This is a genomic window from Acidovorax sp. JHL-9, assembly GCF_000426205.1.
GTDB classification, from domain to species: Bacteria; Pseudomonadota; Gammaproteobacteria; order Burkholderiales; family Burkholderiaceae_C; genus Acidovorax; species Acidovorax soli.
This window is the reverse complement of sequence record NZ_AUEX01000009.1, coordinates 108,485-123,821: the sequence shown is the minus strand read 5'-3', so window position 1 is coordinate 123,821 and position 15,337 is coordinate 108,485. Positions and strand designations below refer to the sequence as shown.

General features: G+C 63.8%; 17 protein-coding genes and 1 tRNA gene. 8 read left to right on the top strand and 10 right to left on the bottom strand.

What is annotated here, in order from left to right; genetic code table 11:
- Positions 1–94: 94 nt before the first annotated feature.
- The 3 genes from K225_RS0107800 (at position 95) to K225_RS0107790 (ending at position 2,599) form a co-directional block, all read left to right on the top strand.
- Positions 95–979 carry an NAD(P)-dependent oxidoreductase gene (locus K225_RS0107800; RefSeq protein ID WP_026435881.1) on the top strand — a complete coding sequence of 295 codons (885 nt, stop codon included), beginning with the start codon at positions 95–97 and terminating at the stop codon, positions 977–979.
- Positions 980–1,062: 83 nt separating this feature from the next.
- Positions 1,063–1,138: transfer RNA gene (locus K225_RS0107795), tRNA-Lys, on the top strand.
- 225 nt (positions 1,139–1,363) lie between these two features.
- Positions 1,364–2,599 (top strand): multidrug effflux MFS transporter, encoded by a 1,236-nt coding sequence (locus K225_RS0107790; RefSeq protein ID WP_026435880.1) that lies wholly within the window; start codon positions 1,364–1,366, stop codon positions 2,597–2,599.
- Positions 2,600–2,871: 272 nt separating this feature from the next.
- Here K225_RS0107790 and K225_RS0107785 read toward each other — a convergent pair whose 3' ends face one another.
- Positions 2,872–4,758 (bottom strand): DEAD/DEAH box helicase, encoded by a 1,887-nt coding sequence (locus K225_RS0107785; RefSeq protein ID WP_026435879.1) that lies wholly within the window; start codon positions 4,756–4,758, stop codon positions 2,872–2,874.
- Positions 4,759–5,078: 320 nt separating this feature from the next.
- The gene (gene orn, locus K225_RS0107780) at positions 5,079–5,657 is read right to left on the bottom strand and encodes an oligoribonuclease (RefSeq protein ID WP_026435878.1); all 579 of its coding nucleotides are present in this window, start codon (positions 5,655–5,657) and stop codon (positions 5,079–5,081) included.
- A 38-nt stretch (positions 5,658–5,695) separates the two neighbouring features.
- On the opposite strand from orn, the gene K225_RS0107775 reads away from it, so the two are divergent.
- The 3 genes from K225_RS0107775 to rsgA are packed head-to-tail and all read left to right on the top strand — an operon-like array spanning position 5,696 to position 8,298.
- A complete protein-coding gene (locus K225_RS0107775; RefSeq protein WP_026435877.1) occupies positions 5,696–7,003 on the top strand; it encodes a M48 family metallopeptidase in 1,308 nt (435 codons plus the stop codon).
- The gene (locus tag K225_RS0107770) at positions 7,000–7,335 is read left to right on the top strand and encodes a 4a-hydroxytetrahydrobiopterin dehydratase (protein WP_026435876.1); all 336 of its coding nucleotides are present in this window, start codon (positions 7,000–7,002) and stop codon (positions 7,333–7,335) included. Before K225_RS0107775 ends, K225_RS0107770 begins: the two co-directional genes overlap by 4 nt.
- Positions 7,336–7,353: 18 nt before the next feature.
- Positions 7,354–8,298: a ribosome small subunit-dependent GTPase A gene (gene rsgA / locus K225_RS0107765; RefSeq protein ID WP_026435875.1), complete on the top strand. Its 945-nt coding sequence runs from the start codon at positions 7,354–7,356 to the stop codon at positions 8,296–8,298.
- Between the two features lie 41 nt (positions 8,299–8,339).
- Here the strand turns inward: rsgA and K225_RS0107760 are convergent, their stop codons facing one another.
- From K225_RS0107760 to rpsP, 6 genes are all read right to left on the bottom strand, one after another.
- On the bottom strand, positions 8,340–9,326 hold the full coding sequence (locus tag K225_RS0107760) for a CobD/CbiB family protein (protein WP_026435874.1): 987 nt from the start codon (positions 9,324–9,326) through the stop codon (positions 8,340–8,342).
- 58 nt (positions 9,327–9,384) lie between these two features.
- Positions 9,385–10,104 (bottom strand): CoA pyrophosphatase, encoded by a 720-nt coding sequence (locus K225_RS0107755; RefSeq protein WP_026435873.1) that lies wholly within the window; start codon positions 10,102–10,104, stop codon positions 9,385–9,387.
- 94 nt (positions 10,105–10,198) lie between these two features.
- Positions 10,199–10,585, bottom strand: a complete 387-nt coding sequence (rplS, locus tag K225_RS0107750) for a 50S ribosomal protein L19 (protein ID WP_026435872.1) — start codon at positions 10,583–10,585, stop codon at positions 10,199–10,201.
- A 140-nt stretch (positions 10,586–10,725) separates the two neighbouring features.
- Positions 10,726–11,484 carry a tRNA (guanosine(37)-N1)-methyltransferase TrmD gene (trmD, locus tag K225_RS0107745; RefSeq protein ID WP_026435871.1) on the bottom strand — a complete coding sequence of 253 codons (759 nt, stop codon included), beginning with the start codon at positions 11,482–11,484 and terminating at the stop codon, positions 10,726–10,728.
- Positions 11,485–11,513: 29 nt separating this feature from the next.
- Positions 11,514–12,083, bottom strand: coding sequence for a ribosome maturation factor RimM (gene rimM / locus K225_RS0107740; RefSeq protein ID WP_026435870.1), 570 nt, complete (start codon positions 12,081–12,083; stop codon positions 11,514–11,516).
- A 74-nt stretch (positions 12,084–12,157) separates the two neighbouring features.
- Positions 12,158–12,409 (bottom strand): 30S ribosomal protein S16, encoded by a 252-nt coding sequence (gene rpsP, locus K225_RS0107735; RefSeq protein ID WP_010463504.1) that lies wholly within the window; start codon positions 12,407–12,409, stop codon positions 12,158–12,160.
- Between the two features lie 144 nt (positions 12,410–12,553).
- Between rpsP and K225_RS0107730 the strand changes: the two genes are divergently transcribed.
- Positions 12,554–13,075: a GNAT family N-acetyltransferase gene (locus K225_RS0107730; protein ID WP_026435869.1), complete on the top strand. Its 522-nt coding sequence runs from the start codon at positions 12,554–12,556 to the stop codon at positions 13,073–13,075.
- Positions 13,076–13,082: 7 nt separating this feature from the next.
- Entirely contained in the window at positions 13,083–13,529 is a 447-nt protein-coding gene (locus K225_RS0107725) for a hypothetical protein (protein ID WP_026435868.1), read from the top strand.
- Positions 13,530–13,608: 79 nt separating this feature from the next.
- Here K225_RS0107725 and K225_RS0107720 read toward each other — a convergent pair whose 3' ends face one another.
- Together K225_RS0107720 and K225_RS0107715 are read right to left on the bottom strand one after the other, a co-directional pair.
- Positions 13,609–14,619 carry an inorganic phosphate transporter gene (locus K225_RS0107720; RefSeq protein WP_026435867.1) on the bottom strand — a complete coding sequence of 337 codons (1,011 nt, stop codon included), beginning with the start codon at positions 14,617–14,619 and terminating at the stop codon, positions 13,609–13,611.
- 18 nt (positions 14,620–14,637) lie between these two features.
- Positions 14,638–15,285 carry a DUF47 domain-containing protein gene (locus K225_RS0107715; protein WP_026435866.1) on the bottom strand — a complete coding sequence of 216 codons (648 nt, stop codon included), beginning with the start codon at positions 15,283–15,285 and terminating at the stop codon, positions 14,638–14,640.
- Between the last annotated feature and the right edge of the window lie 52 nt (positions 15,286–15,337).

Here is a 15,337-nt window from a genome sequence, read left to right as displayed (position 1 = left end):
GCGCGTGCAATGCGGCACTGCAAGCTCGCTGACAGGGAGCGCCAGCGAAAAAGACCATGATGGCGGCATAAAAGTAGCTGCCAAGGATGCGCCCATGACCACCACACCGCTTCGCATTGCTGTTCTCGGCATTGGCATGATGGGTCTGCCCATGGCTCGGCGCCTGTGCGCGGCGGGCCACCAGGTGCACGCCTGGAACCGCACCCGCGCCAAGGCCGATCCGCTGGCATCCGCGGGCGCCACGGTGCATGACACCCCTGTGGATGCAGTCCGCAGCGCCGACTTCATCATCAGCCTGCTGGAAAACGGCCCCGCAGTGGACCAGGTGCTGTTCGAAATGGGCACGGCACGGGCCATGCGTGCGGGCGCCCTGTTCATCGACATGGCATCAATACAACCCCGGGAAGCCCGCGACCACGCGGCCCGCCTCGATGAACTGGGGCTGGCCCATCTCGATGCACCAGTGTCCGGCGGCACGGTGGGCGCCGAAAACGGCACGCTGGCCATCATGGCCGGCGGCCGGGCGCAGGATTTTGCGCGCGCACAGCCCCTCTTCGCCATTTTTGGCCGCGCCACCCATGTGGGGCCCCACGGCGCCGGCCAGTTGGCCAAGCTGGCCAACCAGATGATCGTGGGCATCACCATTGGCGCGGTGGCAGAAGCACTGCTGTTTGCCGCCAAGGGCGGTGCCGACATGGCCAAGGTGCGGGAAGCCATCGGCGGCGGCTTTGCCGACAGCCGGATTCTTCAGCTGCACGGCCAGCGCATGGTGGACCGCGACTTTGCACCACGCGGGCGCATGACGGTGCAACTCAAGGATCTGGACAACGCCCTGATCACCGCCCGTGAAATCGGTTTCGACGCCCCCATCACCACACTGTTCGAGGCGCTGTACAAGGACGGCATCGAGCACGGACTGGGCCAGCTGGACCACAGCGGCCTGTTTGTGGAGCTGGCGAGTCGCAACGCCATGCAATAATTTTTTCGTGATGCCTTGTCAGCACGAGAAAAAATGGTGCATAATTCGAGGCTCAGCAGCAACGCTGAAAGATTAAATAGTTTGGGTTCTTAGCTCAGTTGGTAGAGCAGCGGACTCTTAATCCGTAGGTCGAGTGTTCGAGTCACTCAGGACCCACCAAACTGGAAAGCCCCGCCTTCTTCAAGATGGCGGGGCTTTTTTATTTACCGGGCCTGCCAGGCCGACTGCATCGGCACGCGATGCGCCGGCACCTGCCCCATGGATCGACCCAGCTGCTGCGCCACCCCCAGGTGAAATCGCTCGTTGATAATGGACCGGCCCGGCACCGATCATGACGCCCCCGTCGTTTCCGGCCCCCTCTCGATCCATTGACTCCACCACTCCATGAACCCACAAGCCCGCCTGCTATGGCCTGCACCCCAATGGGCGCTGGCCGTGCTGCTGGCTGTGCTGGGCATGCTCGGACCCTTTTCGATCGATACCTACCTTCCCGCGTTCTCGGGCATTGCTTCTGCCCTGGGAGCCACGCCGGTGGAGATGCAGCAGACGCTGTCTGCCTATCTGTTCGGCTTTGCCTTCATGAATCTGTTTCATGGCGCGCTGGCGGATAGCTTTGGCCGCAGACCTGTCGTATTGACCGGTATTGCGATGTTCACGCTGGCATCGGCCGGCTGCGCGCTTTCTCAGACCATTGGACAACTGGTGGTCTTCCGCGCGCTGCAGGGCCTGTCTACCGGCGCCGGCATCGTGGTGTCGCGCGCTGTCATTCGCGACATGTTTCCGCCCGCCCAGGCGCAGAAGGTCATGAGCCAGGTCACCATCTACTTCGGTGTCGCGCCAGCCATTGCCCCGATCGTTGGCGGCTGGCTGTTTGTGCATCTGGGCTGGCACAGCATCTTCTGGTTCCTGACATTGGTGGGTGTGGCGCTCTGGATCGCCAACCTGCGCTTCCTGCCCGAAACCCTGCAAGCGGACCAGCGCCAGCCCTTCAACATACCGCACCTCCTGCGGGGATACTGGGAACTGGGTTCGAGCATGCGTTTTCTCCTGCTGGCCCTCGCCAGCGGTGTGCCATTCAATGGCATGTTTTTGTATGTGCTGTCGGCCCCCGCCTTTCTGAGCGGCCACCTGGGGCTGGCACCTACCCAGTTTTTCTGGTTCTTTGGCCTGACCATCTGCGGCATCATGGGCGGCGCATGGCTGAGCGGTCGGCTGGCAGGACGCATTGCGCCCAAGCGGCAGATACGGCATGGCTTCGCGATCATGTGCGTGGTTGCGGTTGCCAATGTGGTCGCGAATACCGTTTTTGCAGCGCATGCGAGCTGGGCACTCCTACCCGTCGCCCTGTTCGCTTTTGGCTGGGCACTGATGGTGCCGGTGGTCACCCTGCTGGTACTGGATCTGTACCCGCACCGACGTGGCATGGCATCGTCCTTGCAAGCATTTGTGGGCTCTGCCGCCAATGGCGTGGTGGCCGGCGTGGTGGCCCCATTGGTGATGCACTCCACGGTATGGCTGGCTGTGGCGTCGCTGATGATGATGGGCGTCGGCATGCTGGCCTGGATCTGCGTGCACCATCGCTGGCCCGAGATTGGACGCAGCACCCCCGGGCATGGTTGACGGCACTGGCATGCTCCACTGCCAGCTGCCCTTCCACAATCGACCGGAATATCCCGCCCCCTTGAACGACCCACGACACAGATGACGCACCCAACCGGGCTCGACACAGATCGATGAAATGGGATCGATGAAATAGCCCAGTTGCTGCGCACGACCGATGCGTTCATGGCGCGCATCGGCCGGACCACCGCCACCGATGGCGAACAAAAAAGGGCTGACTCCTTGCGGAGCCAGCCCTTTTGAACGCTTGTCAGGGCGTCTGGGCAGCCAAATCAGCGTGCAGGGCGCGCAGGGCGCTTGCGGGCATCATGGGGAGCAAAAGGCTTGCCACCACCAGCGCCGGCTGGCTTGGAGAAAGCAGGCTTGCGGGGAGCGAAATCACCGCGGGGTGCGCCGGCGTCGCCACGGGGGGCAAAGCCACCACGGCCCGCATCGCCAAAGCCGGGCTTGCGGCCGTAGCCCTCGCTGTCGCGACGGGGGGCGCCGAAGCCGCCACGGTCATCACGGCCGGCATAGCCGCCGTTGCCACCCTGGTAGCCATCCCGGGGAGCGGAAGCACCACGGTTGTCGCTGCCACGGCCAGCGAAACCGCCGCCAAAGCCACCCCCGAAACCGCCACGGTCATTGCCACCGCGTGCGGGACCGCCAAAGCGGCCACGCGACGGGTTGTCACGGTTGTCGTAAGAACGGCCCGGGGCGCCACGGCCACCACCGAAATCGCCACCGCGTGGCGCCTGGGGCGAGCGCTGCGAAGGCTCCATGCCGGCAATGACGTCCGACTTGAACTGCTGGCGGCTGTAGCTTTCGATGTCGAAGATCTTGCGGCGGTCGCGGAACTCGGCAAAGGTGATCGCCAGGCCATCGCGACCGGCACGGCCCGTGCGGCCAATGCGGTGGGTGTAATCCTCGGCCTTCATGGGCAGGCCGAAGTTGAACACGTGGGTGATGGTGGGCACGTCGATGCCGCGGGCCGCCACATCGGTGGCCACCAGGATCTGCACCTGGCCAGCGCGCAGCGCCATCAAGCGGCGGTTGCGCAAGCCCTGGCTCAGGGCGCCGTGCAGTGCCACGGCCGAGAAGCCTTCTTGCTGCAAGTCATTGGCCAGGCCGTCGCACTCCACCTGGGTGCTGGCAAACACGATGGCCTGGTTGATGGTGGTGTCGCGCAACCAGTGGTCCAGCAGCTTGCGCTTGTGCTGGGCGTTGTCGGCCCAGTACAGCACCTGCTTGATGTTGGCGTGCTTCTCTTGCGGAGAATCGATGGTCACCTTCTGCACGGACGAGCCGCCGTCGTGCATCACGCGCATGGCCAGTTGCTGGATGCGGGGTGCAAAGGTGGCACTGAACATCATGGTCTGCTTGCGCTGGCTGGTCAGCTGGTTCAGTTCGGCCAGGTCGTCCGAGAAGCCCAGGTCGAGCATGCGGTCAGCTTCGTCAACCACCAGGAACTGCACCTTGTCGAGCTTGATCTGCATCGAGCGCTGCAGGTCCAGCAGGCGGCCGGGGGTGGCGACCACGAGGTTGGCGTTCTGCAGCTTGGCGATCTGCAGCTGGTAAGGCATGCCACCCACCACGTTGGCCACGCGCAGGCCGCGGCAGTGCTTGACGAGGTCGATGGCGTCGTGCGCGACCTGCTGCGCCAGTTCACGCGTGGGGCACAGGATCAGGGCGCCAGGGGTGGCGGCCTTGAAATTGCGCGAGTTGGTGGGGTCCTTGCGCTTGGCGCGCTTGGGAGCGGGCTCGCCCCGGGCAGCGGCTTCGGCCACAGCACGCTCGAAGGCGGCGCGTTCTTCGGCTTCGGCCTCGGCCTGTTGCTGGATCAGCGTGTTCAGCACGGGCAGCAGGAAAGCAGCGGTCTTGCCGGAACCGGTCTGGCTGGAGACCATCAGGTCGATGAACTTGGTGGCGTCGTTGCCACCACCCATGGCCAGAGGAATGGCCTTGCGCTGCACGCTGGTAGGCTGGGTGTAGCCCAGATCGGCCACAGCTTGCACCAGTTCAGGCGCCAGTCCCAACTCGATGAAACCATTGGGCTCGGCAGTGACAGCCTCGCTGGTGGATTCCACAGAAGATTCAAGGGTAGGCTGCACGGCAATATCGGCAGCAATAGAAGTATCGGCAGGCGCGAAATCGCCCTGCACCAAAGAGGTGTCGGTCATGAATTTTTCTCTCACGAAGACGTTCGCAGGCGTAACCCGCGATGGCTTCGTCAATGGTTAAAAAACATCAACCATCAAACGAAACCTGCATGCGCTCTGGGCGGCATGCGGGTGGGCGTTGTTCGCCAGTCCTGCGCTGTCTGAGACAGCCGGCTGGCAAGCCCGGTGTGTGAGGGGAGATGCACAATCTGCGTACAGTTTCCTGCGCAGCCAGCGATTGTCGCACAGTTAAGGGTTTCCCCGCAAGCCCTCTTTGAATTGCACCCGCATGCCGGGCCATCAAACTGTCACTCGCCCGGCAATGCGGCGCCCGGCCGTCGTCAGACGGACAGCAGGTTCTTGCGATAGTGCGCCAGTTCGTCGATGCTCTCGTGCACATCGGCCAGCGCGGTGTGCTTTTGCGCCTTCTTGAAGCTGCTGTAGGCCTCGGGCTTCCAGCGCCTGGCCAGTTCCTTGAGGGTGCTCACGTCCACATTGCGGTAGTGAAAGAAGCGCTCCAGCTTTGGCATGTAGCGCACCAGAAAGCGCCGGTCCTGGCCGATGCTGTTGCCGCACATGGGCACCGTGCCCTTGGGCACGTAACGGGCCAGGAAATCCAGGATCTGCTGCTCGGCCTCGGCCTCGGTCACCGTAGAGGCCTTCACCTTGTCGATCAGGCCGCTACGGCCATGCGTGCCCTTGTTCCAGGCATCCATCCTGTTCAGCAGTTCATCCGCCTGGTGAATGGCCAGCACCGGGCCTTCGATGCGGGGCTCCAGCTGGGGGCCGGTCACGATCACGGCAATCTCCAGCAAGCGGTCGGTATCGGGCTCCAGGCCGGTCATTTCGCAGTCCAGCCAGACCAGGTTCTGGTCCGATTTGGAAAGCACGGGGGGTACGGGGTTGTTGGCTTCAGACATGGCGCGCATTGTCGCTGATGGCCTAAACTCGCCCCCTCATGCCCACGCCCGACGCTTTTTCGCCCTCCACCGCACTCACATTCGCCTTTGCTGCGATCGTCTGCGCTGGCCTGCTGCTCAAATTCTGGCTAGCCTCCCGCCAGATTCGCCATGTGGCCGAGCACCGGTCCAGCGTGCCCGAGGCCTTTGCCACGCGCATTGCGCTGGCCGCCCACCAGAAGGCCGCCGACTACACCATCACCAAGGCACGTTTTGGCCTGCTGGAGATGGCGCTCGGCGCCGCTGTCTTGCTGGGCTGGACGCTGCTGGGCGGCCTGGACGCCCTGAACCAGGCGCTGCTGGGCGCCCTGGGTGGCGGCATGGTGCAGCAACTGGCCCTGCTGGGGGCCTTCGTGGTCATCAGTGCCGCCATCGACCTGCCGGTAACGCTGTACCAGACCTTCGTGATCGAGCAGCGTTTCGGCTTCAACAAGATGACGCTGGCCCTGTGGCTGGCCGATCTGGCCAAATCGGCCCTCGTGGGCACCCTCATCGGTCTGCCCATTGCAGCGCTGATCCTGTGGCTGATGGGCGCTGCCGGGCCCTTGTGGTGGCTGTGGGCCTGGGGCCTGTGGATGGGCTTGAACCTGCTGCTGATGGTGCTGTACCCCACCTTCATCGCGCCGCTGTTCAACAAGTTCCAGCCGCTCGAAGATGAATCGCTCAAGGCCCGCGTCACGGCGCTGATGCAACGTTGCGGCTTTGCGGCCAAAGGGCTGTTCGTCATGGATGGCAGCCGCCGCAGCGCCCATGCCAATGCCTATTTCACCGGCTTTGGCGCCGCCAAGCGCGTCGTTTTCTATGACACCCTGCTGCGCCAGCTCTCCCCGGGCGAAGTCGAAGCCGTGCTGGCCCATGAGCTCGGGCACTTCAAGCACCGCCATATCCTCCAGCGCGTGGCGAGCCTGTTTGCCCTGAGCCTGGTCGGTTTTGCCCTGCTCGGCTGGCTGTCCACCCAGGTGTGGTTTTATACCGGGCTGGGCGTGCGCCCCAATATCTCGCTGGACCTGTCCGTGGCTGCCGCGCCCAACGATGCGCTGGCCCTGCTGCTGTTCCTGCTGGCGGTGCCTGTTTTCACGCTGTTCATTGCGCCCCTGTTTGCCCAGTTGTCGCGCCGCCACGAATTTGAAGCCGACGCGTATGCGGCATCCCAGGCCAGCGGTGCCGATCTTTCTTCGGCGCTGCTCAAACTTTACGAAGACAACGCCTCCACACTCACCCCCGACCCGGTGTATGTGAAGTTCTACTACTCGCATCCGCCCGCTTCCGAGCGGCTGGCCCGCATGCCCTCACCTGCCCGACCATGACATCGATGTTAAAGAAAAAAGACTGGTCAGCGCTTACCCGCCGTGCGCTGACAGCCACAGAAATTGTGGCCAATCTGGCCAAGATCGAGGGCTGGTCCCTGAGCGGCGATGGCGCCCAGGTGGCCATCGAAAAGACCTTTCATTTCGCCAACTACTACGAGACCATCTCGTTCGTGAATGCCGTGGCCTTCGTGGCCAACGCGCAAGACCACCACCCCGATCTGTCGGTGCACTACAACCGTTGTGTGGTGCGCCTCAACACCCACGACGTGCAGGGCATCTCCGCCACCGACTTCGATTGCGCAGCCCGATTCGACGCCCTGCTGGCATGAACCCTGCCAATCGTCCGCATGACTGAACGCAGCGCCCTGATGGAAGGTTTTGTGGTGGCCGGCCACGGGCGCCACTGCATGGTGGAAACCGCCGATGGGCAGCGCCGCATCTGCCATCCGCGGGGCAAGAAGAACCAGGCCGTGGTGGGCGACCGGGTGCTGTGGCAAGCCCCTCCACAGGGCCAGGGCGAGGAAGGCACCATCGAAAAGGTGCTGGAGCGGCGCAACCTGTTCTACCGCCAGGACGAGATCCGCACCAAGTCCTTCGCCGCCAATCTCGACCAGATCCTGATCCTGATCGCAGCCGAACCGGTGTTCTCGGAAAGCCAGTTGGCCCGCGCATTGATCGCCGCAGAAGCAGCTGGCATCAAGCCCCTGATCGCGCTCAACAAGAGCGATCTGGTGGAGCCCTTTGCCCGCGCCTGGGAGCGCCTGCTGCCTTACCGCCACATGGGGGGCGGGCACCACTATGGCGTGCTGCCGCTGTCGTTGTCGATGTCGGGCGACGTGGACCGCGCCTTGCTCATGCAACACCTGCAGGGCAAGACCACGCTGGTGCTGGGTCCCTCGGGGTCAGGCAAGAGCACGCTGATCAACCTGCTGGTGCCGGGCGCCAGCGTGCTGACAGGCGAGATTTCACAGGCACTGAACTCGGGCAAGCACACCACCACCAGCACCAACTGGTACTGGGTGGACAGCGCCCGCACCACCGCCCTAATTGATTCGCCGGGTTTTCAGGAGTTCGGCCTGCAGCACATCGCTCCCATGCAACTCGCATCCTGCATGCCCGACATCGCCGTCCACGCCACCGACTGCAAGTTCTACAACTGCAGCCATCTGCACGAACCGGGTTGCGGCGTGATTACAGCACTCGAAAAGAATGCCAGCGCAGAGGGAATCAGCGCAAATCGCTATAAGATTTATAGCGATTTATTCGCCGAATTGAGCCACACGCGCTACTGAATCACACCCCACACCTCGGCCACCTGGCCAGGGGACGGCCATCAGCCCAGCAAGCGCGCCAGGGTCAGCAGCGCCAGCAGCAGCATCCACACCACCACCGAGCGCCAGACCAGGCCCACCACGCTGCGCAGATGCACCACCTCCGGCTCGCGACCGGGGGTGCTGTCGCTGTCGCCCATGTCGGCCTCGATTTCCAGTCCCTGGGGTGTCTTCGGATCGGCGCGGGCAGGCAGGGCCTCGCCGCCCAGCTGCACATTGATGGCGCCTGCGGTGGCGGCCAGCACCACGCCGTCGTTGTCACTGGGAAAGCGCTGCGCATGAAAACGCCAACCCTCGATGGCCTCCTCAAAACTGCCCACCACCGCAAAGCTCAAGGCCGTCATGCGCACGGGCAACCAGTCCACCAGGGTCCAGGCCTGGGCCGAGGCTTGCTGCAATGCCGCGCTGGCGGGCTGGACGCCAGTACGTTCCTTGTACTGCCAATAGCGCGAGACAAATTCTGCCAGCCGGTACAGCACCGCACCCGTGGGCCCCAGACCCAGCGCTGCCAGCACGGAAAACCACGCCAGCACGCCGAACACATGGCGGTGCGCCGACAGTACCGAATATTCGATCACATGGCGCACGATCTCGCTGCGCGGGAGCGCGCCGACATCCACCTGCTGCCAGTCGGCCAGGCGCTCGCGCGCCCGGTCTTCATCGCCCTCCTCCAGCGCATCGCGGATGCCGGTGAAATGGTGGCTGAACTGGCGAAAGCCCAGCGTGACATACAGCACCGCCACACTCCACACCACCGCAAACGGCCAGCCCAACCCCAGCAGCAGCAACCAGTGGACAGCCAGTGTGACCAGCGCCGGCACCAGCACGGCCAGGCTCCAGGCCACCCAGCCGTGGTGAGGCTTGCCCGCGTCGAAATTGCGGCTGACCGACAGAGCCCACGCGCGCAGTCCCGCGTGGATGGGGTTGGTGCGGGCCAGAGGGCGGGCCTGCTCGATCAGCAGAGCGAACAGGATGGCAAAGAAACTCATGGAGGGCAATGATACTGGGGCTGCGCGCCTTTGGATCATGCGGGCGCCGGCCCCTCCATCACGCCTGCATGAATCGATAGAAATTGCGCAGCATGCCGGCAGTAGCGCCCCAGATAAACCGGTTTTTGGTGCCATCCTGGTAAGGCATGGAGAACCATTCCCGGTGCACGCCTTGCCACTCGAAAACATGGCGCTGGTGATGGGCAGGATTGAGCAGGAACGCCAGCGGCACCTCGAACACATCCGCCACCTCGTAGGGGTTGGGATGCAGCACGCAGTCCGGTTGCACCAGCGCCACCACCGGCGTGATGATGAATGAGGAGCCGGTGACATAGGTGGGCAGCACGCCCAGCACCTCGACAAAGCGCCGCGCCAGCCCGACCTCTTCCTCGGCCTCGCGCAAAGCCGTGTCGGACGTGGAGACATCTTCTGGATCTGCCCGCCCACCCGGAAAGGCCACCTGGCCCGAATGGGTGGAAAGATGGGCCGTGCGCTCCGTCAGCAGCACCATGGGCTGTTCGCGCAGCACGATGGGCACCAGCACGGACGCGTGGGCCGGCTCGCGATGCATGAACTTCTTTTCCAGCACCACCTCGGGCGTCCATACAGGCGGGTGGGCAAAACGCGCCCGCAGGGCCTGCGGCGTCTGCGCCTGCACCGGCACTGCGGGCAGGTGCCCATCCACGCCCACCACCGGGACGGCACGCGGGTCGAAATCAGGCAGCGCCGAAAGCGACGCCGGGTTGGCCGATGGAACAGGGGCGGATGAGGGATTCACGACAAGCCTGGAACGCAGACCCAAGGGGGCCGCAAAAAACAAAAAGCCGCTACAGGCGATGCTGTAGCGGCTCCGGTCAGGGATGGCCTGTGCCTTATGCGGCGACGGGTGCAGCCACCTTGGCGCGCGAAGGCAGCTTTTCCTTGATACGTGCCGACTTGCCGCTGCGTTCACGCAGGTAGTACAGCTTGGCGCGGCGCACGTCGCCACGGCGCTTGACTTCAATGCCGGCGATCAGCGGGCTGTAGGTCTGGAACGTACGCTCCACGCCTTCGCCGCTGGAGATCTTGCGCACGGTGAAGCCGCTGTTCAGGCCGCGATTGCGCTTGGCAATCACCACGCCTTCGTAGGCCTGCACGCGCTTGCGCGTGCCTTCGACCACGTTCACGCTCACGATGACCGTGTCGCCAGGGGCGAACACGGGAATGGTCTTGTTCAAGCGGGCGATTTCTTCCGCTTCCAGGGTCTGGATCAGGTTCATTTGGGTATCCAACGATCTTGTCCGCGCCAAAAATGGCAGCGTCGGGATTGACGATTCAGGGTTTCGCGGCAGGCTTTGCAAGCAAAGCCACTGGGCAAAACGGCCGGCCAGAGGATCGAAAAGCCTTTGATTATAGCAATTCAACCCAGCTTGGCCAAGACCGCCTCATCGGCGGGCGCCAGGCGCCCTGCCTTGCGTGCGACATCGATCAGGTCGGGACGGTGCTTTGCCGTGGTGGCCAGGCGCTGATCACGGCGCCAGCGCTCAATCTGCGCGTGGTGCCCGGACATCAGCGGCGCGGGCACCGGGCGACCCTGCCATTCGTCGGGGCGGGTGTAGTGGGGGCAATCGAGCAGGCCGTCGAGCGCCGGGTTGAAACTGTCGAGCTGGTGGCTGCCCTCGTCATGGAGCACCCCTGGCTGCAGCCGCGCCACGGCATCGAGCAAGGCCATGGCCGCAATTTCACCGCCCGAGAGCACGAAGTCACCCAAACTCATCTGCAGATCGACATGGGCGTCGACGAAGCGCTGGTCGATCCCTTCATAACGCCCGCACAGCAACACAGCGCCAGCGCTGGCAGACCAGCGCTCCACCGCGGCATGGTTGAGCGATTCGCCGATGGGCGAAAAAAGCACCAGCGGCGCCTGGCCGTCTTGCGGCTCGCCACGCTCCGCCCGGATGGCTGCAAGGCACCGCGCCAGCGGCTCGGCCAGCATCACCATGCCCGGGCCGCCGCCAAACGGGCGGTCGTCCACTCGCCGGTAGTTGCCCTCGGCATGGTCGCGCGGGTTCCACAGATGCACTGCGACCTGTCCGCTGGCATAGGCGCGGCGGGTCACGCCGCTCACCAGGAAAGGCGCAAACAGCTCGGGGAACAAGGTGATGATGTCAAAGCGCATGGTGCGCGGCGTGCCAGAGCGCAGGCCGGTCAGTAGTCAGGCTGCCAGTCGACCGTGATGCGCTTTTCGGGCAGATCCACCTTGTCGACAAACGCCGACACGAAGGGAATCATGCGCTCCCGGGCCTTGCCGTCCTGCTCGTAGGCCAGCACCAGCACGGTCTGCGGGCCGGTGGACATCAGCTCCTGCACCTGCCCCAGCGCCACGCCTTCACGGTTGAGGACCTGAAGGCCGATCAAGTCAACCCAGTAATACTCGTCCTGCGTGGTGACGGGAAAGCTCGACCGCGGCACGAAGATGCGCGCACCCCGCAAGGCCTCTGCGGCATCGCGGTCATCGATGCCCTGCGCCCAGGCCACCACCGTGTCGGAATGGTCCTTGGCCTGGCGGATCGGCAACAGCACCGTGCCAGAAAACGTCTTGGCACCGCGCTCGGACGGCTGCAGATACCAGTGCTTGGCGGCAAACAGCGCCTCGGGCGTGGTGCTGTGCGACACCACCTTGAACCAGCCCTTGACGCCCCAGGCATCGGCAATGCGCCCGACCTCGACGGCATCGGCAGGGAGTACGGCGGATTCGAGCGACAGGGGTGCAGCCATGGTGTGTCTCGTGCAAAAAGAAAAGGGCGGGTTCCGCCGGGCAAGCCCACGGAACCCGCCCTTTTCGGGGAGCTTTAAGCAGCCTTCTTGGCGGCTTGCTTGATCAGGCGGTCCACCGTGGGCGAGGACTGGGCGCCCACGCTCTGCCAGTAGGTCAGGCGGTCTTGCACGATGCGCAGACCTTCTTCGGTTTCCTTGGCGGTGGGGTTGTAGAAGCCGATGCGCTCGATGAAGCGGCCATCACGGCGCACGCGCTTGTCGGCAACGACGATGTTGAAGAAAGGACGGCCCTTGGAGCCGCCGCGGGAGAGTCGAATGACGACCATGATTTATCCTTCGGGTGGTGAACTCCGGCAACATTTGCCCGGAGCCACAGTGTTCGCAACCATATTCGCAACGCTTGAGACACGCGACATGGCCACCCGGCCAGCGACACGCTGCAAAGCCCGCGATTATATCTATTTGTTCCCATGTCCACCATCCGCCCCAGCACAGACCGCGATATTCCCGCCATCACCGCCATTTACCAGCACCATGTGCTGCACGGCACAGGCACGTTCGAGATCGATCCCCCCTCCGAAGCCGACATGGCAGGCCGCCGCGCCGACGTGCTGGCCAAGGGCCTGCCCTGGCTGGTGGCCGAGAAAGAGGGCCAGGTGCTGGGCTTCGCCTACGCCAACTGGTTCAAACCACGCCCGGCCTACCGTTTCTCGGCCGAAGACTCCATTTACGTGGCCGACAGCGCGCGCGGCATGGGCGTGGGGCGCAAGCTGCTGGCCGCACTGGCGATGCAGGCCGAGGCCGCCGGCGTGCGCAAGCTGCTGGCGGTGATCGGCGACTCGGCCAACGCCGGCTCCATTGGGGTGCACCGGGCGCTGGGGTTTACCGATGTGGGCACCATGCGCTCGGTGGGCTGGAAGTTCGGTGCCTGGCGCGACATCGTGCTCATGGAAAAAGCCCTGGGTGCCGGTGACACCACTTCGCCTGAATAATTGGGGCATGAAAAACAAAACCGTGGCGGCCTGGCTCGCCTTCGTAGGCGGGCCCCTGGGCCTGCACCGCTTCTATCTGCATGGCCTCTCCGACATGCTCGGCTGGCTGCTGCCCATTCCCACCGCCCTGGGCCTGTACGGCATCCAGCGCGTGCAGGCGCTGGGGCAGGACGATCACACCAGCTGGATACTGATACCGCTGCTCGGATTCACCATTGCAGGCTGCGCACTCCAGGCCATTCTGTATGGCCTGACGCCCCCCGAGAAATGGAATGCCCGCTTCAATGCGGCGGCCGCGCCGGATGCGCCTGCCGGCCGCACCCGCTGGGCCACCATTTTTGCCATCGGACTGGCGCTGATGATAGGCACCACCGTGCTGATGGCCAGCCTGGCCTTCAGCTTTCAGCGCTATTTCGAGTACCAGATCGAGGAAGCACGCAAGATCTCGCAGTAAGCACCGATTTCAAGCAAAAAGAGCTGCCAGCGCCTGATTGGGAAGCGCTGGCAGCTCTTTTTTAATAGCGTTTGCGACCTCAGTACAACTGCAGGCTGACCCAGTAAGCCATGGCAGCAACGAACGCACTGGCCGGAATGGTCAACACCCAGGCCCAGATGATGTTGCCCGCCACACCCCAGCGCACCGCGCTGGCGCGCTGCGTGGAGCCCACGCCGACAATCGCCCCGGTGATGGTGTGAGTGGTGGACACCGGAATCCCCAGCGCGGTCGCCAGGAACAGGGTCAAGGCCCCGCCGGTTTCGGCACAGAAACCGCCCACGGGCTTGAGCTTGGTGATTTTCTGCCCCATCGTTTTCACGATGCGCCAGCCGCCGAACATGGTCCCGAGGCCGATGGCCAGGTAACAGCTCACGATGGTCCAGGTGGGCGGAGAGGCATCCGCAGCCGACGCATAGCCGGTGGCGATCAGCAGCAGCCAGATGATACCGATGGTCTTTTGCGCGTCATTGCCGCCATGCCCCAGGCTGTAGGCGCCGGCGGACACCAGCTGCAGGCGACGGAACCACTTGTCCACTTTATTGGGACGGGTGCGCCGGAACAACCACGCCACCAGCACCATCATCGCCGAGCCGAGCAGAAACCCCAGCAGCGGCGACACAAAAATGAAGGCCACCGTCTTGAGGATGCCTGCGGACACCAGCGAGCCCGCCCCCGCCTTGGCAATGACCGCGCCCACGATACCGCCGATCAGCGCATGCGACGAACTGCTGGGAATGCCGTAATACCAAGTGACCACGTTCCAGGTGATGGCGCCCACCAGCGCGCCGAACACTACATGGGTATCGACCACACCCGGCTGGACGATGCCCTTGCCCACCGTGGCCGCCACGCTCAGGTGGAAGACAAAAATGGCCACCACGTTGAAAAACGCGGCAAACAGCACGGCCTGGGCCGGCTTGAGCACACCGGTGGAGACCACCGTGGCAATCGAATTGGCGGCGTCATGGAACCCGTTCATGAAGTCGAACAGGATGGCCAGCGCCACGAGCAAGACCACAACCCACAGGGCCGTCTGTACGGTTTGCATGGTGATGGGCCCTGCGGATCAGGAGTTTTCGAGGACGATGCCCTCGATGCAATTGGCCACGTCCTCGCACTTGTCGGTGATGGTCTCCAGCAGCTCGTAGATGGCCTTGAGCTTGATCACCTCGCGCACATCCGGCTCTTCACGGAACAGCTTGCTCATGGCGCTGCGCATCACGCGATCGGCATCGCTTTCGAGCCGGTCGATCTCTTCGCAGGTCTTGAGGGCGGCTTCGGCCACGGCCGGGTCGGCAATCGTGCCAAGCAGCTTGACCGCATCGCGCAGGCGTTCGCAGCATTTCACGCTGAGGTCGGTGAGGCGCGTGATTTCCTCGGTCATGTGGTGCACGTCATACAGCGCCATGGTCTCGGCCGAGTCCTGGATCAGATCGGCCACGTCGTCCATGGTGTTGATGAGCGTGTGAATCTGCTCACGGTCAATGGGCGTGATGAAGGTCTTGTGGATCAGGCGATTGACGTCCTGGGTAACGCGGTCGGCGGCACGCTCGGCGTTGTCCACATCCTCGTTGTACTTGTCGCGCAGGTGCAGATCGCTGTAGTTGGCCACCAGTTGCGAAAAGGCCCTGGCGGCCTCGACGATGCGATCCGCATGCTGGTTGAACATCTCGAAAAAATTGCCTTCGCGCGGCAACAGCTTGCCAAACAGCATGAGGGGGAGCTCCTGGTGCGGAATCGGAATAAAAAATGGTCATATACCGCCT

Coding starts and splice junctions, on each gene's coding strand:
- orn (WP_026435878.1), bottom strand. CDS start 5,657: ATGTCTGAAGCCAACAACCCCGTACCCCCCGTGCTTTCCAAATCGGAC.
- K225_RS0107725 (WP_026435868.1), top strand. CDS start 13,083: ATGAAAAACAAAACCGTGGCGGCCTGGCTCGCCTTCGTAGGCGGGCCC.
- K225_RS0107775 (WP_026435877.1), top strand. CDS start 5,696: ATGCCCACGCCCGACGCTTTTTCGCCCTCCACCGCACTCACATTCGCC.
- K225_RS0107770 (WP_026435876.1), top strand. CDS start 7,000: ATGACATCGATGTTAAAGAAAAAAGACTGGTCAGCGCTTACCCGCCGT.
- K225_RS0107785 (WP_026435879.1), bottom strand. CDS start 4,758: ATGACCGACACCTCTTTGGTGCAGGGCGATTTCGCGCCTGCCGATACT.
- K225_RS0107720 (WP_026435867.1), bottom strand. CDS start 14,619: ATGCAAACCGTACAGACGGCCCTGTGGGTTGTGGTCTTGCTCGTGGCG.
- K225_RS0107760 (WP_026435874.1), bottom strand. CDS start 9,326: ATGAGTTTCTTTGCCATCCTGTTCGCTCTGCTGATCGAGCAGGCCCGC.
- trmD (WP_026435871.1), bottom strand. CDS start 11,484: ATGCGCTTTGACATCATCACCTTGTTCCCCGAGCTGTTTGCGCCTTTC.
- rimM (WP_026435870.1), bottom strand. CDS start 12,083: ATGGCTGCACCCCTGTCGCTCGAATCCGCCGTACTCCCTGCCGATGCC.
- rplS (WP_026435872.1), bottom strand. CDS start 10,585: ATGAACCTGATCCAGACCCTGGAAGCGGAAGAAATCGCCCGCTTGAAC.
- K225_RS0107790 (WP_026435880.1), top strand. CDS start 1,364: ATGAACCCACAAGCCCGCCTGCTATGGCCTGCACCCCAATGGGCGCTG.
- K225_RS0107715 (WP_026435866.1), bottom strand. CDS start 15,285: ATGCTGTTTGGCAAGCTGTTGCCGCGCGAAGGCAATTTTTTCGAGATG.
- rpsP (WP_010463504.1), bottom strand. CDS start 12,409: ATGGTCGTCATTCGACTCTCCCGCGGCGGCTCCAAGGGCCGTCCTTTC.
- K225_RS0107800 (WP_026435881.1), top strand. CDS start 95: ATGACCACCACACCGCTTCGCATTGCTGTTCTCGGCATTGGCATGATG.
- K225_RS0107730 (WP_026435869.1), top strand. CDS start 12,554: ATGTCCACCATCCGCCCCAGCACAGACCGCGATATTCCCGCCATCACC.
- rsgA (WP_026435875.1), top strand. CDS start 7,354: ATGACTGAACGCAGCGCCCTGATGGAAGGTTTTGTGGTGGCCGGCCAC.